General features: G+C 57.3%; 19 protein-coding genes and 2 pseudogenes. 1 reads left to right on the top strand and 20 read right to left on the bottom strand.

The features are described 5' to 3' along the window. A pseudogene (locus AC4LE2_RS21985) lies at positions 1 to 448 on the bottom strand (hypothetical protein); the annotation flags it as partial. Between the two features lie 216 nt (positions 449 to 664). Here AC4LE2_RS21985 and AC4LE2_RS21980 point away from each other — a divergent pair. After that, positions 665 to 856 (top strand): hypothetical protein, encoded by a 192-nt coding sequence (locus AC4LE2_RS21980; RefSeq protein WP_491828367.1) that lies wholly within the window; start codon positions 665 to 667, stop codon positions 854 to 856. 200 nt (positions 857 to 1,056) lie between these two features. Here the strand turns inward: AC4LE2_RS21980 and AC4LE2_RS21975 are convergent, their stop codons facing one another. The 19 genes and pseudogenes from AC4LE2_RS21975 to traO all read right to left on the bottom strand — a co-directional run. Next, positions 1,057 to 1,404 (bottom strand): hypothetical protein, encoded by a 348-nt coding sequence (locus AC4LE2_RS21975; protein WP_491828366.1) that lies wholly within the window; start codon positions 1,402 to 1,404, stop codon positions 1,057 to 1,059. Next, positions 1,401 to 2,051: an AAA family ATPase gene (locus tag AC4LE2_RS21970; protein ID WP_491828365.1), complete on the bottom strand. Its 651-nt coding sequence runs from the start codon at positions 2,049 to 2,051 to the stop codon at positions 1,401 to 1,403. The genes AC4LE2_RS21975 and AC4LE2_RS21970 overlap by 4 nt, the downstream gene beginning before the upstream one ends. A gap of 122 nt (positions 2,052 to 2,173) precedes the next feature. Beyond that, on the bottom strand, positions 2,174 to 2,458 hold the full coding sequence (locus tag AC4LE2_RS21965; protein ID WP_491828364.1) for a HigA family addiction module antitoxin: 285 nt from the start codon (positions 2,456 to 2,458) through the stop codon (positions 2,174 to 2,176). Positions 2,459 to 2,472: 14 nt separating this feature from the next. Next, positions 2,473 to 2,643, bottom strand: a pseudogene (locus AC4LE2_RS21960) (type II toxin-antitoxin system RelE/ParE family toxin); the annotation flags it as partial. A 332-nt stretch (positions 2,644 to 2,975) separates the two neighbouring features. Next, entirely contained in the window at positions 2,976 to 3,386 is a 411-nt protein-coding gene (locus AC4LE2_RS21955; protein WP_491828363.1) for a GntR family transcriptional regulator, read from the bottom strand. A gap of 35 nt (positions 3,387 to 3,421) precedes the next feature. After that, entirely contained in the window at positions 3,422 to 3,583 is a 162-nt protein-coding gene (locus AC4LE2_RS21950; RefSeq protein ID WP_491828362.1) for a hypothetical protein, read from the bottom strand. A 70-nt stretch (positions 3,584 to 3,653) separates the two neighbouring features. Beyond that, entirely contained in the window at positions 3,654 to 5,972 is a 2,319-nt protein-coding gene (trbC, locus tag AC4LE2_RS21945; RefSeq protein WP_491828361.1) for an F-type conjugative transfer protein TrbC, read from the bottom strand. Then, complete coding sequence (locus AC4LE2_RS21940) at positions 5,959 to 7,041, bottom strand: DsbC family protein (RefSeq protein ID WP_491828360.1); 1,083 nt, start codon at positions 7,039 to 7,041, stop codon at positions 5,959 to 5,961. Before AC4LE2_RS21940 ends, trbC begins: the two co-directional genes overlap by 14 nt. A gap of 87 nt (positions 7,042 to 7,128) precedes the next feature. Then, positions 7,129 to 8,337: a secretion/conjugation apparatus DotM-related subunit gene (locus AC4LE2_RS21935; protein ID WP_491828359.1), complete on the bottom strand. Its 1,209-nt coding sequence runs from the start codon at positions 8,335 to 8,337 to the stop codon at positions 7,129 to 7,131. A 98-nt stretch (positions 8,338 to 8,435) separates the two neighbouring features. Further along, complete coding sequence (gene excA, locus AC4LE2_RS21930; protein WP_491828368.1) at positions 8,436 to 9,080, bottom strand: plasmid IncI1-type surface exclusion protein ExcA; 645 nt, start codon at positions 9,078 to 9,080, stop codon at positions 8,436 to 8,438. An 8-nt stretch (positions 9,081 to 9,088) separates the two neighbouring features. Continuing rightward, complete coding sequence (locus AC4LE2_RS21925) at positions 9,089 to 11,236, bottom strand: DotA/TraY family protein (protein ID WP_491828358.1); 2,148 nt, start codon at positions 11,234 to 11,236, stop codon at positions 9,089 to 9,091. A 29-nt stretch (positions 11,237 to 11,265) separates the two neighbouring features. Then, positions 11,266 to 11,859: a conjugal transfer protein TraX gene (gene traX, locus AC4LE2_RS21920; protein WP_491828357.1), complete on the bottom strand. Its 594-nt coding sequence runs from the start codon at positions 11,857 to 11,859 to the stop codon at positions 11,266 to 11,268. Next, positions 11,849 to 13,063 (bottom strand): conjugal transfer protein TraW, encoded by a 1,215-nt coding sequence (gene traW, locus AC4LE2_RS21915; protein WP_491828356.1) that lies wholly within the window; start codon positions 13,061 to 13,063, stop codon positions 11,849 to 11,851. Before traW ends, traX begins: the two co-directional genes overlap by 11 nt. A gap of 10 nt (positions 13,064 to 13,073) precedes the next feature. Then, positions 13,074 to 16,127 carry an ATP-binding protein gene (locus AC4LE2_RS21910; protein WP_491828355.1) on the bottom strand — a complete coding sequence of 1,018 codons (3,054 nt, stop codon included), beginning with the start codon at positions 16,125 to 16,127 and terminating at the stop codon, positions 13,074 to 13,076. After that, on the bottom strand, positions 16,102 to 16,713 hold the full coding sequence (locus tag AC4LE2_RS21905; protein ID WP_491828354.1) for a conjugal transfer protein TraT: 612 nt from the start codon (positions 16,711 to 16,713) through the stop codon (positions 16,102 to 16,104). The genes AC4LE2_RS21910 and AC4LE2_RS21905 overlap by 26 nt, the downstream gene beginning before the upstream one ends. A 101-nt stretch (positions 16,714 to 16,814) precedes the next feature. Then, positions 16,815 to 17,204 (bottom strand): DUF6750 family protein, encoded by a 390-nt coding sequence (locus AC4LE2_RS21900; RefSeq protein WP_491828353.1) that lies wholly within the window; start codon positions 17,202 to 17,204, stop codon positions 16,815 to 16,817. Between the two features lie 75 nt (positions 17,205 to 17,279). Continuing rightward, on the bottom strand, positions 17,280 to 17,819 hold the full coding sequence (gene traQ / locus AC4LE2_RS21895) for a conjugal transfer protein TraQ (protein ID WP_491828352.1): 540 nt from the start codon (positions 17,817 to 17,819) through the stop codon (positions 17,280 to 17,282). 8 nt (positions 17,820 to 17,827) lie between these two features. After that, positions 17,828 to 18,541, bottom strand: a complete 714-nt coding sequence (traP, locus tag AC4LE2_RS21890; RefSeq protein ID WP_491828351.1) for a conjugal transfer protein TraP — start codon at positions 18,539 to 18,541, stop codon at positions 17,828 to 17,830. Next, positions 18,538 to 19,876 (bottom strand): conjugal transfer protein TraO (traO, locus tag AC4LE2_RS21885; RefSeq protein WP_491828350.1); only part of this gene is annotated, 1,339 nt, incomplete at its 5' end. The genes traP and traO, both read right to left, overlap by 4 nt.

Here is a 19,876-nt window from a genome sequence, read left to right as displayed (position 1 = left end):
ATTTGGTGAAGCGTACCAGGACGCGAGTGCGCACCAGGTGCAAACCGCTTTCGTCCTTTTCGTCCAGGCGAATGCGCTCGATGCGGCGATACACATAGCCGGCATCGTCCAGGGTTTTCAGTAGGCGGCACAGCGCCGGCGCGGAGATACCCGCGTCCTCGGCAATACCGCATTGGGTGTTGAGAACGTAACGGCCGTTTTGAGGATCGATGTAGCCCAGCACGCTGGTGGCCAGGTCGAGGCGCACCAGGAGCTGTTCGGCCACGCGCTCGATGGCCAGGAATTTCTCACGGCGGGTACGGCGGTCGCCATGCACGCCATCCAGGCGGCGCAGGTAGCGGCCGCGATAGCTGTCCATGTGGCTCAGACGCTCATAGGCCGAGCGGATCAGGGGATTTTTGAGTTGCTGTTCGGAAAGGTGCCGAGGGGTCTCACGGCGGGCAGGCAATTGCCGCGCCGATCTGCGCAAAGCGGAGTGGGGGTCAGAGGGGGCGAGCTTGACGGCCTTTAGGTGCCTCATGCGTCACCGCCTAGGGCACGGTGGCCACGTACTGGGGTAAAGCGCGTCGGAGCGGTGTAGTGCTTGTTGTACGGGCTGTGACCAGAGGATGGCACAGCCGGATTGGAATTCTTTTCCATGTGTCCGCCGTTCAGCGGTGAGTCGATGGCTATCACATTTTTGCGGCTTGCACAAAGCCGCAGTGATTGCCATAATCGACTCACGTTCGTTGGTGAACAGGTTTCCGCCGATCAAAACGGCCTGTTCATGATTTTCCAAAAAGCCCCGCCTGCAAGCGGGGCTTTTTGGTTTCTGCAATTGGTTATCTCATTGATGTCTACCTATCGTTTTTCTTAGCGTTCGCTTCGCCTTTTTTCCTGGCGCAGGGTCGCAAAGTGCGTGAACACTACCACCAAGGTTTTTTGTAATCAACGAAAAGCCCTACTCGATTTAGCAAAAAAACTCCAAGATTGCCTGGAGTCCTTAATTTGCAATGGCCCCGTGCGAGCATAGTGCTTAAGTTATGTAACTTATGCAAGTTACATAACTTACGTAAGCTATTCGTCCTCCGAAAAGTCCGCCAAAGGCTCTGATTTCGAGGCCGCGACCATGAGTAGCACCCGCTCGGCTTTGGGCATTTTTTGTAACGCCATGACCCCAGCACGAATTACATCTGAACGAGATATTCGTGTGTTGCGCGGTTGAAGGACCATCCTATCGATCCGTGCGTTGAGGTCTTTTGATAGCGAGAACGTTGTACGAACGTAGGTAGGTGCTTTCTTTCGCTTGCGCGTTATTTTTGGCGTAGCACTCAGGGGTGCATCTGCGATGAAGGCCAAGGCGGCCTCTTCATTTGCGTCGGCGGATGGTTGAGCATCCTCTGGCTTGCGGATCAAATCTTTCAACCCCATTTCCTGCTCCCCCACAACTCACTAGCCAACCGTTCAATTTCTTCTTTAGCACGGGGATCAGTATTACTTTCTAAAACTGAGCATCCATCCTCATCCGCATCGTCGTACACGTTCCGGGCTGTGGTAATGGCATTGAGCGGTAATATGCCAAAGGAGCGGCAAGCATCCTTAGCGTCTAAAATGCGCTGAACTTGGCTTGGTAGCGCTGGGCATTGGGTAATCACAGCTCGAATGGTCAGGGACGGATTCACTGCCGTGGCTAAGCGCGCCAAATTATCTACCTTTGGTAGCGTTTTTAGGTCACGACGTTTGGGGCGAAATGGGATCAACATATGACTTGCCACAGTCATCGCAGAGCGAAGCGCTTCAGAGTCCGAACCGCCAGCATCCACTACAATTTGCCGGTACCTACCTCGTAGGTCGGTGAGCGTTTGTCTGATATTGCCGTGAGCCTGTACCACTGGAATCGCGGGCAAATCTCCTTGAGCAGATCGCTCAGCAGCCCAATCGGCGGTCGTGCCTTGAGGATCAGCATCAAGCAACAACACATCGCCACCGCGTGCCTGCAACCATACCGCTAGATTTTGAGCCAAGCAGCTTTTGCCGCTCCCGCCTTTCTCACCACCTAATAGCAAAATCATAGAATTTCTGATCCAGGCTAAAAGTGACGTAACTTACATAAGTTATCGCTCTAGCGCTATTGCCAGCTAAGCTTGAAGCTAAGGCAAGCCTGTCGTGCCACGCCGTGCCGAGAGGTAGTTGTTTACACTACGTCCAGCTTGGTGATGGCAGACACTTTTTTGTGTTGCACCTGCCACAAATCATAAGCCGCCTGGCGAGCAAGCCACATATGTGCTTTACCCACCCCGGCCAGTTCCAGACGCCAGGCGAGGTCGGCAGTCACTGCACAACGGCCATGCATGACCGTTGACAGTTGCCCTCGGGAATACCCTATGTGCTTGGCCAGCGCCGTAATGGACAGCTTGAGCTCTAGCAGTACGTCATCGCGAAGCGCTTCACCAGGATGGGGAGGGTTGTGCATCGCCATCTGTCATTCTCCTGTCAGTGGTAGTCGAGGTAATCGATCAGTTCCAAGTCCGAATCAATGAAGCGGAAAATCACCCGTCAGTTACCCGACACGCTTACCGGCCAGTAACCAGCCAACTCGCCTTTGAGAGGATGAAGGCGCACCCCTGGTTCGTCCATATCATCTGGAATCTTCGCAACGTCCAGCGAGGCTGGTGTCAGACGAGTTCATACGCTTTGCTAGTAGAAATATGTAAGAAGTGTTCTTACATATTTCTACTAGCCTAAAAGCCATACGGTAGGGGCTTGCTCAGCGGAGACATCAGCTCTAGGGCAGCATTGGAGTTGGCGCAGCATCCATAGCAGCGCAAAAGAGCGCATGACCTGACGCTAAAACGCTTGTGTGACCTATAAACCTTAGAACCTAAAAAGCGTCAGCACGGCTCACAGCCTGAAAGACCGGAGCCTTTTACACTCATTCACTCATATGCTCATATGCTCATATGCTCATATGCTCATATGCTCATATGCTCATATGCTCATATGCTCATCAAACGCATGATTTTTTTTCCAAACCCTTTTTGATCTTCAAGGGTTTGCAAGCGGGAGTACTGCTCTCCTACAGCCCTCAGCAGGCCTGGCAAATCCCCCTCCCAATCAGCCTTTCGACTCGCCGTCACCACGTAGGATTTATACCTATCCGCTGCAAGGTAACCCTGCATTTCCAGGCCTCTCAGTGCCTCACGGGCAGGCATTCGACTGCGCCCGAAGGCCTCTGCAACGGCCTGCTGTGTCAAACGATCATCGGGCTGCAACTTCCCCTCGATGATGGCAGCGCGCAGCGTGGTTTCGATGATCCTGTGTTGATTGCCTAGGGTACGGTAGGCTTGATCGGCCAGTACTTTGAGAGTGTCTGCAGACACCTTTTGGCCGTGCGAGTTTGTATCCATGGGAAGCTCCGAAGCAGGTGCGCGGGTGAGTGGACTTAGTAGCCGAGCCAGCGCAAAACGTCTTGTGATTGATATTCGGGGTGATCGCCCAGTTCGGAGACCATTTCCTCCACGCTGCAGGCGTGCAAACGACACTCACGTTCAGCCGCCTGCCGAGTAATTACGGTGTTTTCGTCCATTGCTTCATCGTAGGTCATGGATTCGTCCTTCTATGTTTCGATTTGATCGAGACTGATTGGTTTTGTAGGCATCGAGCAGCCGCGCTAGCTACCGAAACTCGTCATCGAAGTACGGGGGCGGGCTCAAGTCACTGCCATGAAGAAGCGCGTCATCGAAGCGGGGCCGTTGTAGGTCGCCGGCACCCAGCATGACGGGTGCGGCCTTGGGGGCAGGCGCCTTAGTCCTGACCTGCGCCTTGGGCTCGATAGCAAAATCAGCGTGCTGCGCTTTGTAGTCATTCAAACGCTGGTTGCTGACCGTCAATGCCTGCGCTGTAGACGACTGCACCTGGTAGCCACTGCCACGCTTGGGGATTTGCCCAAGTGCCGTATGCCATAACAAGGCGCCTCGTACCGCTGCACCTGGACGCCGCCGCCAGATAAGCCCCCATTCATCACTCAGCCCGTTTAAGGCCGCTAATGCTGGGTCTATCAGCACCAGGTTCTCCAGGTCTGATCGACCAGGCTTGGCCGCCAAGTGGTAGAGGATCTGCTGAACGCGGTCTGCACGCGGGTAGCTGCGTCGGATCTTTGCCGGCGTGCTGGCCAGCAACGTATCAAGCGAGGGTGGGGCTACTTCGACAAAGCGATTGATCTGGATCGCTTCCTTGGACAGCTTGTCCACGTCGGCAATGTACAAGGAGCTACCTCGAATCACTTCACCCTTGAACAAGGTGATGTTTTCGCCTTCTTGCAGTTGCTGCACTTCCTCGACGCTGACCTTCTTCTGCTCTTTCAAACTCAGGGTATCGGCGTCGCCCCAGCTGCCCCCCATCACGCCTGACTGGTGAACCATACTGCTCATTTCCGGCAGGTACTCCGTGCCGGCCATCAACTGCAGGATTTCGAGGGTGTCCTTGGGGTCCATGATTTTGCCGGTGATCCGGGTACCCATGTTCGCGATCAGCGTCCAGACCTTATCCCCTGCCGCTGACTTGAGGCGCTGGGCCTCCTGGCTGGCCAACAGTAGGCAGATGCCCAGGGACCGCACCTGTGTGGCCAACTCGCCCAGCTTTTCGGTGTAGTAGGCCCCTACCTCGTCGCAAATCCACATGAACGGGAAGCGATCTTTGTACTTGCGAATGACCAAAGTGTCTTCCGGCCTGCCCTCCAGCTTTTCGCCCAGATCCTGGCTCAACGTCATGGCGGCCTGCGACACGTACAAGCGGCCCAGCGTCGAGGCCTCAGACGATGAAACCTCCAACGCTGGAATCAGGACCGCCAGAATGCGGTCGTTGTGTATGCAGTCCTTGAGGTCGATATCGCCGGCGTCGAGGGCAAACACATGGCCATAGGTATCGTTGAACAAGGCCAGCATCCGGGTGAATTGCTGGATCAGGTAGCCGTGTTGATTGAGCGCTTCTGGTGCCCATTCTGACGGCGAATCTACCTTGGCCAGGTCAAAGCCTGACAACGTGCCCAAATAGTTTTTCAGCGGTAAGCGGGCTTCTTCGTGCCATTGCTGCTCTATCGACTCGATGTAGAGTTTGGCAATGCTGCGTAGGGGCAAGTGTTCCTGGATCGTGCGCTGGGACATGACGGTGCCTTCGCGCCGGCATTTGTACACCAGAGAGAACACCAGGGCCTGAATCATGGCCCGCGCCTTTTCCTGCCAACCACCGTCATTGCCGGCAGGGGGCAACATGGAGTCCATCAGGTTGATGATGTACGTTTCCTGGGCGATGCCAAACGCATTGATCGTGTTGGTCTGCCCTCTGTTTTTGGTGTCCTCAAGCAGTTCCTGTGCCCTGGAACGCCCCCCGGTAATGAAGTTCATGACGCGAACGTCATCCTCCCGACCGTAGCGCCTGGCCAGGGAGACAATCGCGGCGGCTACGTCGTTTTGCGCCTTGCCGTCTGAGTAGATCAGTCCCTTTCCATAGCTGAGCTGGCCCAGCACATACCCCAATAGGGCCTCAGTTTTGCCGGCGCCGGTCGTGCCGAACATCAAGATATGACGCGTCATATCGTCCATGGACAGCCATAGCTCGCGGCCTGCATCGCGGCCACGCAGATACCCCATGTACAGGATACCGGCCGCCTTGCTCATGGCCGTGCGCATGACGGTGATTGGCAAGAACCCCAGTAGCTTGCCGGGCACCTGGCGTGTGGTCGAGGGATCAAGAAGCTCCATGTCTGTTGGCATGCGCATGGGCATCTTCCAGGGCGCAAACAGCATAGTGGGCGCCCATACTGACAGGACAGGCAAGGTAACCCATAAGCTGACGGGGTAGACAATGCCCCCTATGACAGACCCGGCCAGGCCCAAGGCAAGGGTGCCTGGCCCCATCATCCAATCCCCTAGCGCCGAGTGATGAACCCGGCGATTCAGGCGTGCGCGATCAACCGCAAAGTCATTTGGCGGCATCAGGTGTCTCCTGCCCATCAATAGGCTGCTTCTTGCTCAGGAAGGTTTGCAGCCGGGCCGTGTCTTTCAGCAATGCTTGGGGGACGTAACGGCCATCGTCAGCGATCACCCACGGCGTACCTGGAATGCGATAGGCCTGGTAGGCCACTTCGTTAACGCCAAGGGCTTTCTGCGCCATGTCGCAGTCGGCGGGCTGGCCATCGTTCGCTCCCGACGCGCTTTGCTGTTGTGCTTGCTGGGCTTGGCCAAGGGTTAAACCGTCGTGCCCTGCATCAAACAACGCGGTCCACGCGGCCTTGCGTTGCTCAGGTGGCAGGCACAGCACGGGGGTAATGTCGGCCACCGACTTTTCCTTCCCGATCACTGAAACCGGGAAAACCACCACGTTGAAGGCGTCGGAAAGGGCATTCAGTGCGGGGTCAAGCCGTGTGCAGTTGGGGCAATGCGGATCTGCGAACACGTACAGCGTGCGGGCATGGCCCGTGGAGTAGTTGACGGTAAACAGATTACGTTCAGCGGCCTTGTGCAGCTTGGCAGGAAGCGTTTCACGGATGTTCTCAGGCAGTTCCCAACCGTCCGTGGGCTGGGGCGGCATAGGCTGCTGCTCTGGCCGTGCTTGTTGATCTGAAGGGGCAAGGGTAGGGGCTGCATTGTAAGCCGCTGTAGCCGCTTGTGAGGCCTGGCTATCTACAGGGGTGGCCACTGCCGCGCTTTGGTCCAGGCCAGGCAATAGCGCGCCTTGCACAGCCCAATACACGGCAAGTGCCAGCGCGCCAACACCCAGGCAACCTGCTTTCAACCAGGTCTTGTGTCGGCTGTGGCGCAACTGCGCGGTTGTCAGCTGATTGAGCAGGTCGTTTGCTTCTACGGTATTGCCCGTATGAAGCACGAAAGCCTGGCCCGCTGCGCTCTGGCAGGTCACTTGGCCATCGACTAGGTAGAAAGACAGGTGCTGTCGAAGATCGAGGCTGCAATAGGTGTAGTGGCTGTTCTCCAGGAGTCGGCTAACCACCAGGTGATGGCCTTTGATGAACGCTGAAAAAGGGGCAAGCGAATACGCGGAGGTCATGGGAATCCCTCTAAAAAAATAGGAGTGAGCGGCGAGAATGCGCAGCTGAAAGCGCTGTGAAGACGTTGGCTGCAAAGCAGGCGTGCGTTATTCCGGTGTCGGCGTATCGTTTTCCTGGGCGGCCTGTGGGGCATACACGGCGGTCATTACCGGGAGGTCCGATGCCTTGCGACGCTTGGCCACTTCGACTTCGCGGGCGAAGACCAGGCCCACGCTTTCCAATTCGGTCTGCAAACCTTCAATCGCCTGGGTCACCATCAACCCCGGACGCGGCAACCCTAATTTGTGGGCATAAACTTCTGCCCGCGCCTGGGCCTGTACACCTGCGCCTTCGACGAAGACCTTGGCGGTGTCTGCGCTGTGCAAGGCATACCACAAGGTACGATCAACGCCTTTGAGCCATCTGAACCGCGCCGGGGGCAGCCGAAGGTCGCGCCCGTACAAGCCCACCAACGCACTGCGTATTGAGCCGTGGCTGTGTAACCACTCATCGACGCCCGGTGCCTGTGTCACGCGCTCGAATGCCTTATCGGCCAGTGGGTAAAGCGGGGCCATGGTGTCGTTTTTCCGCTTTCGCAGCCCTGTTACCAGGCAGGATCTGTTCAAGTCATCGAGCAGCTGAGTGGCTGCCGTGCGGTCGTCCAAAAAGACCTGCAGGCCGAATACCCCGAGTAAGGCTTGCTCGTAGGGGGACCAGTCCAGAAAGCCGTTATGAGGCCGGCCAATTTGGGCTTCGAACACCAGGCGTGCCGCGTCCCGGTCCAAGACCTTGTGCTTGACCAGGTTGTGGTTCATGGCGAACGTCTCAGGCTTGAGTGCCCATGCGTTACTGGCCGAGGTGTCATTCATCAAACCGTCTGGCCCCGACGCGGCCACGACTGGGATAACCGAGGGTGCGAACGTGCTTACCAGGCCGGGCAAGCTGCGGATATTCACCAGACGTTTGCTACGAAACGGCAGGATCGGATGTGCTGCCAGTGCAATGCCACTCAGGATCACCAGCGGTAGCAGGAACACCAGCAGAATGCCGCTGGTTTCGTTCATCACGTCGAGCCATTCCTGCAAGCCAACTTGCTTGGCGTGGTTGGCCACGTCGGCCAGCAGGTTGATCTTGCCCCCGGCCCACTGGTGGATCAGCGGAAAGTCCACCATCTTCCAAAGCCAGTAGAGCAGCCAGGTACTCCAGTACACGAACGAATCGAAGAACAACCAGCACAGGATGAAAGTGCCACCTAGCACTAACAACATCATGCCTTGTTCGCCTTCCATACCCCCTTGGGGTGGTCGATTTTGCATTTTGGTTACCCACAAAAAGGCACACCGCCCGGATAGGGCGGTGTGGTGTAGGGAAAGAAAGAAAAAGCGCGTCGGGATGAAGCGGAGGGTCTACAGCGTCAGGCTAGGCGTGGGATCTGCACGTTCAGTTCACGTTCCAGTGCTTCAAGGCGGTGGTGTACATGCTGTTTGAAAGCCTGGGTATTAGCATACTGCTTATGCTCCATTGCCCCCAGCGTGTCATACCAGCGCTGAGCCCAGGGCGTACCGATTTGGATTCGTGCGAGGTCTGGAAACTTGGTGTAGAGCCGGAAAATGCCTTTGCCCTCTACCTCTCGGTTGGTCCAATCGTCCATGGTCATGGCCACAACATCTACCTGGCCTTTGCGAATCTGGTGCACGTACAGAATGGTGCCGTTTTTGGTGTCGATCCCTAGGTACTTGCCATCACCTTCGTGGTAAATCTCATTGGAAGGATCTGGATCGAAGAACTGAGGGGCTTTGATAGCCTTGGTGATTCTCTTGAGCAAACCGCGCCTGCTTAGCACTCCATGCACAAATATCGCTACTGGGATCAATACACCGAGCCAAATCATCGAAAAGAAAAACAGCGTGGGATAAGCCTGTCGCCCTATCAAGGATGGAGCCATGAATATGGAAGGAATTGTCACAACCACTGCACATGGGAAGGCAATAAACATGTAGAGGATTTTGACAACCCAAAACCACCCCTCTTTAGCTGTTTTAAGACGTTGCACCATGATTTTTCCCCTTACTGAATCCCATCGCTGGAACCACCACCATCAGACTTATTACGCGCCTGCATACGCACACCGGGCGCACGCTGTGCGCCCGAGCCAGCAGCGCCGAACATCCCTTTCATATTGTCTACCATACCGCCCATAAGATTGGCACCTTCACGCCCACCTAGGAACGAAATAACGTAGTCAGCCAGTGATGCTTGCAGCCCAAAGAGACGTGTAACACCAAACGTCGCAATACGAGCATAGATCATCAGCCATCCTATCATTTTGAAAATACCCACAATGGAATCCGCGTTGGCATTGGCAAGTGCTGACGCGAACAGAAGGTTAAGGATCGTACCACCAGCTACAACCGTCACTGACGCAAAAAAGAACCCCAACACCATTAGCGATGGCCTAAGCATCATGTCGATTAGGAAGATGTAGCCGTAGGCACTACGACTACCTTTGTCTTCTTCGGCACCTAAGTGTGTTGCAGCCCACATTGGGCCAGCAGCGCACCCTACCAGAACGCTTACCAGCCAGTTGAACACCCCCATCATCCAAAACAGGAAGGGTACTGCAGGCAGGAATATGGCAAGTGAAAACCCGATGGCCATCAAAGCAAACATGACAAAATAAAACATCGGCGCCAAAGCATTCATTACGTCTTTGAATACCGCGCCTACGTCAACTGCGAATATTTTAGCTCCCCATCCTAGTGGCGAATTACTGGCCGAAGATGCTGCGGCCCAAGTCCCAGCATAAGCAGTCATTACCGCTTCTACCGCTCCTAATGTGTAATCACCAATCGTCTGCATTTTGATGAGTGGGTTTATCTGGTTGGAAAAATCTGCATCTGTCCCGATTTTTCCACTTGCAACCCAATTTGTTAGGTCTTGCATGGGCGATTTAAACACCCCAACGAACACTGAATTCGGGTCCGCGGCGGTGGCGGCTGCGCCGTCTGCTTTAGCGGTTTGCGTGCCCAAGGGTGGGGTGTACGTACTGTTCTGCACCTGGGACTGGTAGGCCGTAAAGACCTGGTTATAGAGGTCACTGGTGCCATGCTCGCCCAGGTTGCTCATGCCGGTGACTATCGGCGTCGAGCTGGCTACGTCATTTGTCTTGCTGTTGGCGGTCGCGAAGGTGTGATACCAACTGCCCAAGGCTACCCAGCCGCTGCTCTTGATCTGACTTGAAAGCTGGCTCTGTAGCGTGTCCTTGAAGTCGATCTGATTGATCGCCAGGTTTACCGCATTTTCATACACCGCCGCTGCATTCTGAATCTGTGTCTCAACGTCCTGGAAGCTACCCACGTCCTGGTCGCGTTTGCTCAGGTAGGTGCTTACGAACGCCTGTGCATCTTGATCTAAAGTCGCCTGCATCGTCTCCAATGCTTTATGTTGCGCCGAGACAACCCCGCTGGTGTCCACGTCGCTGTCAAACAGCAGATTCCAGATGCCAGTGCGGCCCGTATTGGGTGTCTTGACCGAACCACATACCGCGCTGCCATTGCCGGTGACGAACTCACCATCGCCGCCCTTGGTGCTCATCAGCGGCGTATTAGCCTCACCATCTTCATACAGCGTGGTCAAATCGCTGTTAATGGCGTACTTGCACAGGTTCATCTCAAAGATGCCCCGTGCGGCGCTGCGAGTGACGGGTGCCGTGGGCTGCGTCACCATCGAATAGCCACTGTCCATCATGTCCACGGCCTTGTCGGTCAGCAGGTTGGCACTGCCGACCCCCATTACCGAGGTGGCCCATAGCATAGTGAGTTGAGCCAGCGACCAACCCGATTGCGTAGGCACAATCGTGATGAAGCCGGCAAACGTCATGATCGGGTACAGCGCTGACCGCCCACCTGAGAAGAACTGCCCCTGGTGGCCGGCTTTAACGACGGTTTTCATGGTGATTGTCAGAAACCAGAACAGGGCTAGTACAGCCAGGAAACCGTTGATAATGGCGAACAATGCCCCGATCAAGGTTATGTCCGAATTTGCAAATGGATCGACAACGACCTGTCCAAAGATCATCACCAGCGCTTGGCGTGAGAGGTCATTAGGCTTTTGGGCGGCTGCAGCAATGGTCTGATAGTCCACGCTGTCGGCCAATGCCGGAAGAGAGAAGGCCAGTAGTAAACCGACCCACCAAACGCGTTTTATAAAGGTCATGGGGTCTGTCCAATTCGAAGGGCTGGTTGTTAGCCAAGGAGACCTAGTGTGAAGACCTGGCGGCACCATCGGTTTTCGGCTCGAAAGTCCTGAAAGGTACCCCGTTCCGCTACGCTGACGCGTTGTTGCTGCAACTGCCATAGCCGGTAGGTGGCAATGAGTGTTTGCCCAAAGCCCCAACTAGCCGCTGCGGTGAGCACCAGTAACGTTGTTGCTGCTCGCAAAAACGTGCTGTGGGGCAGGCTGAAATTCGCTAGCAACAACATGACCAGTAGAATCACGCTCAACCCGCCGCCGATTGTCATCAGGCACCACCACGCGGCTCGAATCCGCGTGTAAGTGGCTATCAGCTGCTGAGCGGATTTACCAGAGCGCTCGACCGCTTGCGCGCAGCTGGTACCCACTTCGTCATTCTCGATTTGTGCGCGCTTTCTGCTCAGTAAGTCTCCAAGCAGGTTTAGCTTTTGCGTTGCTGGCTTTACGCCCTTGCGGTACATCACGCTCAAGTCCGAAAACGGGTTGAGGATGGAAAGGCCGATACTGCCCGCTTGCTGTAACGGCGTGCGGGCCTTTTTATCGGCCCTTGCAGTACCTGGTTCATCTTGCGTTCGATCAGTTGTCATTGGCGGTCACCCCCGAACTCATTTTTGCCCCAAGCTCTTGAAGCTCTGGAACGTATTTGGCGTATGCCGCCAGGGCCAGTTGCTGGCCAACAATGATGTTGGCCTGACGCTGGTCGTTTTTGAGGCCCAGCTGCAACCAGTTCCCCAAGCTCTGCACGCGTATCAACTCTCGCGTCAGGTTCTCCCCCGTCATGGCCTGCAGGTCAGTTTCATAGGCGGTGTTGGCATAGCGTCTGCCCACCTCGAACGCTTCGAATTCACGCTCACTCATCACGCCGGTGTTTTGCGCCTGCTGGCTGCCTGTCGAGGCGAAGTATTCGGCTGCCGATGGGCTCTGTAGCGCTTCCTTCAATGCCTCTTGCGTGGCCGGGTTGGGCTGGCTGGCCGCGATCATGTCCAACTGAGGCTGGGTCGCAGCGCTTTGAATCGCCTTGTACTGGGTCATCAGGCCCTGGTACTCACGTCCGGTGGCCGATTGGATATCGCCCTTGCCGGGTGCCCTGCCGGCGTCGTGCCGTGCCGAGTTCTTCATGTAGGCCATGCCGGCATCAACCTGGTCCTGGTCGAAGGTAAGGTCAGGCGTTTTGCCTACGGCGCCGGCGCCGTCAGTGAGCGAACGCATTTCCGTGTCGCCGCCTGGCAAGGCGGATACCTGCGGGCATAGATCGGTACCGCCATACTGGGCGGACTCGCCCGCTGTGCAGTACGACGCGTGCATAGCCGCACTGCGGTAGCCGCCTTGCCGCGACCCCACCGGCTCAGACGCAATGGTTTTCTGCACCACCGTACTTCTGACGCCTGATCCGCTGGCCAGTACCGCCGCCTGCGCTCGGCTGACCTTCCCAACGGTTGCCGCCACTCCCGACGCCGATTCGCTACAGATGCTGTCTGCGACCGTGTATTGCCCTCGGGCACGCTCCAGGCGATCCGTTTGACGTCCGAAAATATCGGTTTCACGCTGGGCTCGCGCTGCCTCGGTAATGACCGCCACCTGCTTGTCACTGGCCTGCACAATGGCCGTGCCGATCTGCATATCCGTGGTGAGAATTTCGGCCAAGGTAGTCTGAATTCCGACCAAGGCTGGCACTACTTGCAGAGTTATGGGGGCACTGGCAGTAACCGCTACAGGTTGCACATACGCAAAAGCCTGGTGGGCCTGCAGCAGGCTTACGGCCAGCGCTGTTAAGGCATAACGTCGTTTCACAGGCTTTTCCTCAAATGTTGTAGCCGCGCTGAGCAATCAACTCATCGGCCAAGGTGCGAATCACGTTGTCGTCGTCCGCTTCCCCTGCCTGCTTACGGCGCAGTTCTATGAGCTTGACCGCTGAGCCCTGGGGGAAGGCGTCTGCCAGGATGGAGCGGGCCGTGGCGCCGCCTACCGCCTCGTACAGCAGACGGCGCAGCGCACTGTCACCTTGCGATGAATTCAAAGCCCACAACTCCAACGGCCCCATGGCGTTTTTCAAGATGCGCGCCAGGGTGCCACCGCCCTTGATTCGGAAAACGCCTATAAACGGCACACCGCTACCATCCTGGGCAGGGCCGTCACCCAATCGCTGGAAGCGTTTGATGGTGACTCTGGGCACCTTGCAGGACTCGATCAGGCGATTTTCGTCCTTGGTGTCCACTTCCATCATGTACAGCGAGTTAGCGGAGTCCAGGATGGCTTTGGGGAAGTCGGTCACGTACTGCGAACTCAGTACGGTACGCACGCCAAACTTGCGTTGCTCGCGGTCCTGGGTTTCCAGCATGGGGAAGATAAAGGGCACGTTCCTGGCGTTGTGCAGCTCGTCATAGATCTTGCTTTTGACCTCTTGGTCCAGCTGCTCCAGGCGCTCCAGGTGCATCGAGCGATACTGCGCCCCGACCGTGTTCAACAACTCGTCCTTGTATTGAGGCAGCACAAAGTCGCCACCTCCGACCTGGCCTGCGAACAGGTACATAAGCCCGGTTTGCAAGTGACCTGCATTGGTGTCGTCGCCCATGACGTTGTTGAGGTCAATGGCGATCACCCGCGTGTTGGGGCTGATTAAAAACTGGGTACGCCCGGCAAACATCAGGTATTCACCGCTCGCGCTGGTCATGCAGCGATGCAGGTACTCCAGCAGTAACTCCTGGCTACCATCGCGCTGTACGCGGCCAAAGGCTCCTCTAACCTCGTCCTCATTCAATAGCTTGGTCATGTCGTTGAGTTCAGGCACTGCCTCGAACTGGGCCAACTGCGCCTCCTGGACGCACCCAGCCTCAAACAGCATGTCGCGCACCTCATACCAGGTAGCCGTTTCCCACCACTGCGCAGGGTGACGATTCATCACCCCGCTTCTATGCAGGGCAGCGTCAACCTTGGGCACAACACCGGGTGTCCAGGCCCGGGGACTGCCTTCAGCATTGGCGCTGTACGCCATGTTAACGATGCGTTTCAGGATCTGCCGGGTATCAACAACGTTAGGCGGCTCGCCTGTCGAGGGATTGATACACAGCACAGTGAGCATGCTAATAATCCAATTGCGCTCCGGCGCAATAGGGTATTTGGCCCCCAGCTGGATATCGAACAGGTTGCGGCAATGCGCAGCGCTGTTTTGCAGCACGATGCCCATGACTTCATCCTGACGCTCAGGCGGTAGGCTGTCGCGCAGCAAGGCCACCTGACCCTGCATCGAGAACCCCTTGTCCACGCCTGCCATGAAAGGCAACCGTTGCTGCGCGCTGGACACCATGATGTTGCCCAGCTTGTTCAGCAGCACGGATTTACCTAGGCCAGACGAGCCCGTAACGATACTGGTCAACTTGTTCTGCTTGCTTGTAGCCAGGCCCACCGGGAAGAGCTTGCCATCGAGCGTCGGGAACAACGCGTTGCCGTCGTCCTCCCAGGCCGAAGCCGGCCGGGTCAGCGGCAACAGGTTCAACGCTTCGGAAAGCGGGGGGTACAGCAGGTTTGGCCCGCTGCCCTTGCTGGACGCTACCAACGTTGAAGCCCAGGCGCGCACCGGGTTACCAAAGGTCTGTGTTACCTCGCACACGCCCCAAGCCTGAAAGGCTTGGGTTAGCAGCGTCAGATTGCGAGTAACCGTGGCTTTGGAGTCGCCCCAGGTCGAAGCCATGATCGTCATGACGCACACCGGTTCTTCCTGCTCGATGTGCGTCAGAGCTTCGATGGAGCGCCATACCGGCCTAAGTCCTGGCAGAAACGCCATGAAGTCCAGGGTGGCTTTCTTGGCCCCCAACGACTTCATGCCTCCCGGCATGATGTCCATGCGCACGCGCCAGGGCACACCACGGGGGATCAAGGCCTTGAGCTTGGCAAACGTCTGCGGTGTCTGCGGCCCTAAAACCACGGACAACGCGCCATGCCACATACCATTGATACACAGCTTGTTGCCGTGGGGTTCCATGTTCTGGTTCACCAGCTGGAACTTCAGCTGCGGAGCCAGAAACGGGGTGTGATCGTCCCCCTGACGCATACCGTGAGGAGTGATAGGGTCATCCGGCAACAAGGGGTGCCACGTCTCATGGGTGCCTGCCCGGTCCACCTGGGAACGCAGGGCGTGGCCCACGGCGTGGGCATCGAGCAGTTCGAGCAACACGCCTTGGCCATCGTCACCAAATGCACCTTCTACGGCACTCATGAAGGCGTCATGGCGAATTTTCTGGCCTGCCATTTCAGCCAGCACCGGGTTTTGCCCAAACCGGGCAACGGGGCTTTGACTGACCAGCTCCTTGAGCCGCTTGTTCTCATCGGCCAATTCGTGGGCTGACAGCGCTTTACGCCCGGTGTAGCACACCAGGTAGCAGCGCTCCCGTGATACCCACGGAGACAGCTTCTCGACGTTCTCATCCAGGATGGGCGTCAGGTCGATGCCTGTACGCTTTACGGAGGCGTATTGCGGGGCCAGCAGGCGTTCGACTTCTTCACGGCCTCGCTCCGGGTCATCGTCGAACACCAGGCTGATTTTGTGCCCATGCCGACGGTAGCTGGATGTAAGGGCGTGCGTCATGCGCTCTAGGCGACCGCTCCACGAATAGTCTGCATCGATTGGCGCGCTTTCGTCAGTGTCGCAAAAGCTGCCAGCAACCGCGTACACCGAACAGTAGTCGCCCTCGTCGTTAACCAGGACATAGGGAGCTTTCAAGGCCGGATGGCGGACCCGGTCGTCGTCGGTCAGGCGCAGCACCGTGTTCAGGTCGCAATAGTCAGGTAGATCCTGGGACACAGTGAACCGGGAGGTTTCGGTAATCAGGTTTTCAACCCAACGGATGAGGCTCGGCATAAAAATCGCTCCGGGTGTAGGTGTCCCAGCTTCGGGAAGTCAGGGCAGCGGCGGCGGTTTTGCCGCTGGGCAGTAACAGCGTCAGGTCTTCAAACCTGTCTGCTGGCAGGATCAAGGCACAGCCCGCCAGGCGGGCTTGAAGGGTCGAGCGTTTTTGCGGGGGCAAGCGTTGCAGGGCCAGGGCAAATTCGCCGGCGCGGGCGGTGCCCCAGGCTTGCTCAACCTCGTGGCCATGGCGGGCCAGCCAAAGCATCACCCGTTGCCCTTCACGGCGCTGCGTGCGCGTTCCCGCCAAAATGGCGATCAAGGCACGGCGCTGCAGGTGATGCACGTCCGTCATGGCCATGCCGGGCAAAAAGGCGAGTAGCCCGTGTGCAGCTGTCGGGCTGTCCAGGTGCCCAGCGAGATAACACAGGGTGCAAACGGCATGCTCTGCGGTAAACCCTGATCTGGCGCCCTGCCAGAGCTTGGCGGTCCAAATCCGGCAGCATGCGCACTTGTCACCCGTGACGGCCTCGGGGAGAGGCGTTTCAGGGTTGCCGCTAACGTCCAGCGTTAAGGGGGCCTGCGATAAATCAACGTCCATAGCTTCGCCTTCTGGTGCATGTCAGAAATTCGATAAGGTGTGGTTTTAGGTAGGTCTTGCGGGAAACCCTGCGATGACCGTGGCCATCGCAGGAGGGGTTTTTAGCCTACGTCTACCGGGGTGAGGCCGGCCTGCGCTTGCGTGCGCTTGATGAGTTCAGGAACGACGATCAGACACGCTCCGACAAAGATAGAAATCGCAATGTGCCAGACCTTGACCTGCGGGTTATCTTTCTTGGTTTTTGCAGCAACAAAACCGCCAACTACAGCAATCACGCCCAAGAACTGGGCCACCGTCAGCCAGTTTTTCTGTGTCGCGCTTGCGCCCTCTGCTATCGAATCCCCCATCGCTGCAAGATCCTCTCCAGCGGCAAATGCCATGACCGGGTTTGCAGCCGCTGCCAACATCAGCCCTTTCATCACACGTTGACGCAGACCGTCTTTGAATACAGACAGGCGAACAGCCGTGCACAGCAATACGTCTTTGGACATAGCCAACTCCTAAGGATTTATCAGTGAGGTGTAACAAGTGAAGGTGCGCCTAAGCGCGTTGAATTCCCTGCCCGCTTAATGCGTGCTGAGAGAATTTTGCAGGGCAGCCAGCAGGTACGGGCTGCAGACACATAAAACGCCTAATACAAACTTGAGGGTGCCGCTTGAAACGTCTTGTCCAGCTGACAACCCGGTATGGCCGTCCTTGAGCGAGCGCTTCCAGGCCATCATGCCTTGGAGCGCGAAAAAGACGCCCAGCATCCGTACCAGGCTAAGCACGGCGTTGGCAGCATCTGCCCCCACGCCGAACGTTCCTACGTCCACATAGCTAATGGCATCAAAGCTCGCCCCCTGCCAGCCAAGCTGCCGTGAGGCAGCCGCAATCATCTGATCGAGGCCGGCCAGGCCACCGCAGAGCAACAAGACGGCAACCACTTTGAGATTACCCTCAGGCTGCCCAGGCGCTCGACGGGCGGCACTGGCATGTGCGACCAGGTAGCCCACGGCGCCTGTTACAGCGAACAGGCTACCCAGTGTGAAGGCCAGGTTTACGAAAGAGCCCAAAATGCTGTGGGACAGGTTAACCAGCATTTGAATCGCGTCACTACCGCCCATGACCTACCTCACTTGAGCGTGCCCGCGCTGGTCTGCACCTGGCGGGCTGAAGCGTCGATCCTGGTGATAGTCACCGGCCCTAGGGGGTCGCCTTCTTTCACTGCCCAGGTCTGGTTCTGCCAGTACACCCACGCCATGCCGTTTTGAATGGCTTGTACCTGCATGCCTGTTAGCGGCGAGCGCTTCTTGGCGGCAGGCTGAGCTACAGGTTGCGTGGTGGCCAGCGCACCAGGTCGTCCCTCCAGAAAGGAAAGACGAGCTGAGAACAAGCTGTTCTGGGCTTGGGCTTCAGCCAATTGTTGCCGCAACGTTTGAACTGCTGCGCCTTGCGCCTTGACCGTTTCGGACAGCCGCTCAATGGCCTCGCGGTTGACCTCGGCATAGGTGCGTACCCCGCCGACCATGGAAGCAACTTCGTTCTTGAACTGGGTTAGATCCGTTGCCCCAGCCCTGGCCGTCACAGGCGCAGTATTTGTGCCTGGTGCCGTCAGTGGCTGTTGCTCGAAGTCCTCTTTAAACGCCAGTCGATTCACCTGGGAGGTTGGCTCAGGGGCAAACAAGTACCAGCCAGCCAGCCCGAGGATCAGCACGACGCCGGCCAGCCAGGGCAGTGACAGCCCCAGTACCAACGGGCGCTGCCAGATACTAGGGCCAACCGTCTTTTTAGGAGGCCTTGGGGGTGCGCTGATCTTCGACTCTGCTGTGGGATTGAACTCACTCATTGCTGGCTCTCCTGCAACTTACGCTGCGCCTCGATGCGCGATTGAGCCTGCGACCGCCATTGATCGGGCGTCATCGGCTGTACGGGGGCCTGGGGTGGTTCCGTGTCAGACCTAAGCGCCTGAGCTGGCGCGGCGGACTGCACGGAATCACCACTGCGTTTTGGTGCGACGGCATCGCCTGCGTAGACACCCCGCATGAACTGGATGGACACGACCTGGCCCGCGATGACAGTGACCTGCGTAGACGGCGTGCGCGCAGCATCCTGTGTTAGCACTCTCGACGCCTGCTCTGCTGCCCCACCGACGATGGACCCGGCGACAGCTGCGCCATCGGGCATGCCTGGGCGCACGGTTTGCGTGGAAAAACCATTGGTCAGCACTTCGGTGTTGGCCTGGGAGTACATTTCGCCAATGTTGCCGATACCGGCCAAGATCGCCGGCGCCACGATGCGCTCCATGTAGCGGTGGTTCACGTCGGTGGCCACGTTGGCCATCAAGGTTTGCTCGTGCAGGGCATAGGCATCGATTTTGTAGTTAATGCCCTTGAACGCCATTTCAGTGAAGTGAATCACGACACCGTCACCGGCCAACCTGGCCCCTTCAGGCGCTTTGAGTACCGCGCCTGCATAGGGTCCTGATAGCTTGCCCAGCACCGGCGTGGTGTTGTTGTCGGAATCGATGCCCATGGAGATTTCCCCACCCCCGCGCCAGTACGGCGGCACGATTTCCACGGCCGAGTAACTATCACCACCACCTTTCGACGCGCTTTGCTGCTTGGCTCCACCAGGCAGCGATTCACTCCAATGGTCATAACCGCCAAGCGAACCCGCCGCCCCGCCGTTCGTACCACCCGCTTCGCTCATGACCTTGCCAAGCGTAAGGCCCGTGCTGGTTTTAACCTGCGCCGTACTCTGCGGATTGATCCGGCCCATCAGCGCCTTTAACGCGGCCTGACGCGGGTCTTTCTTTTCATTTCCTTCAGAGCCGGTTGTCTGTCGTGTGTGACTAGGCCTAGGGGTAGGCGGTGTCTGCTGGACCGGCTGGAATGCTGGTTCAGACTTCATGACCGTGTTCTGCTCCATCGGGATACTGGCAATAAAGCTGCCGTTTTCTTGCTTCGCGGCGTGCGCGCCCTGCTCGTTGGAGAGTTTCAATAGATCGCGGTATTCCTGGCTTTCAGACGCCTCGTTTTGGGCAGCGCCTGATACACGGCCAAGGTTCATTTTCGAAGGCGCCGGAGGCGGCGTGGCCATCCAGTTCCATAGGATGTAGCCGCCTCCTATCAGCACGACCAGCACCCCGCCAAGTAGCAGTGCGGTCATCTTGAGGTCGCGT

Source organism: Pseudomonas sp. 9.3L, assembly GCF_058536285.1.
Note: the sequence above shows the minus strand (reverse complement) of the source record. Positions and strands in the feature narration are given on the sequence as shown.

Excerpts from the sequence above, each read along its gene's own strand:
- AC4LE2_RS21925 (WP_491828358.1), bottom strand. The coding sequence starts at position 11,236 with ATGACCTTTATAAAACGCGTTTGGTGGGTCGGTTTACTACTGGCCTTC.
- AC4LE2_RS21910 (WP_491828355.1), bottom strand. The coding sequence starts at position 16,127 with ATGCCGAGCCTCATCCGTTGGGTTGAAAACCTGATTACCGAAACCTCC.
- AC4LE2_RS21965 (WP_491828364.1), bottom strand. The coding sequence starts at position 2,458 with ATGGCGATGCACAACCCTCCCCATCCTGGTGAAGCGCTTCGCGATGAC.
- AC4LE2_RS21955 (WP_491828363.1), bottom strand. The coding sequence starts at position 3,386 with ATGGATACAAACTCGCACGGCCAAAAGGTGTCTGCAGACACTCTCAAA.
- AC4LE2_RS21980 (WP_491828367.1), top strand. The coding sequence starts at position 665 with ATGGCTATCACATTTTTGCGGCTTGCACAAAGCCGCAGTGATTGCCAT.
- AC4LE2_RS21900 (WP_491828353.1), bottom strand. The coding sequence starts at position 17,204 with ATGTCCAAAGACGTATTGCTGTGCACGGCTGTTCGCCTGTCTGTATTC.
- traX (WP_491828357.1), bottom strand. The coding sequence starts at position 11,859 with ATGACAACTGATCGAACGCAAGATGAACCAGGTACTGCAAGGGCCGAT.
- AC4LE2_RS21935 (WP_491828359.1), bottom strand. The coding sequence starts at position 8,337 with ATGCAAAATCGACCACCCCAAGGGGGTATGGAAGGCGAACAAGGCATG.
- traP (WP_491828351.1), bottom strand. The coding sequence starts at position 18,541 with ATGAGTGAGTTCAATCCCACAGCAGAGTCGAAGATCAGCGCACCCCCA.
- AC4LE2_RS21950 (WP_491828362.1), bottom strand. The coding sequence starts at position 3,583 with ATGACCTACGATGAAGCAATGGACGAAAACACCGTAATTACTCGGCAG.
- trbC (WP_491828361.1), bottom strand. The coding sequence starts at position 5,972 with ATGCCGCCAAATGACTTTGCGGTTGATCGCGCACGCCTGAATCGCCGG.
- AC4LE2_RS21940 (WP_491828360.1), bottom strand. The coding sequence starts at position 7,041 with ATGACCTCCGCGTATTCGCTTGCCCCTTTTTCAGCGTTCATCAAAGGC.
- traQ (WP_491828352.1), bottom strand. The coding sequence starts at position 17,819 with ATGGGCGGTAGTGACGCGATTCAAATGCTGGTTAACCTGTCCCACAGC.
- AC4LE2_RS21905 (WP_491828354.1), bottom strand. The coding sequence starts at position 16,713 with ATGGACGTTGATTTATCGCAGGCCCCCTTAACGCTGGACGTTAGCGGC.
- AC4LE2_RS21970 (WP_491828365.1), bottom strand. The coding sequence starts at position 2,051 with ATGATTTTGCTATTAGGTGGTGAGAAAGGCGGGAGCGGCAAAAGCTGC.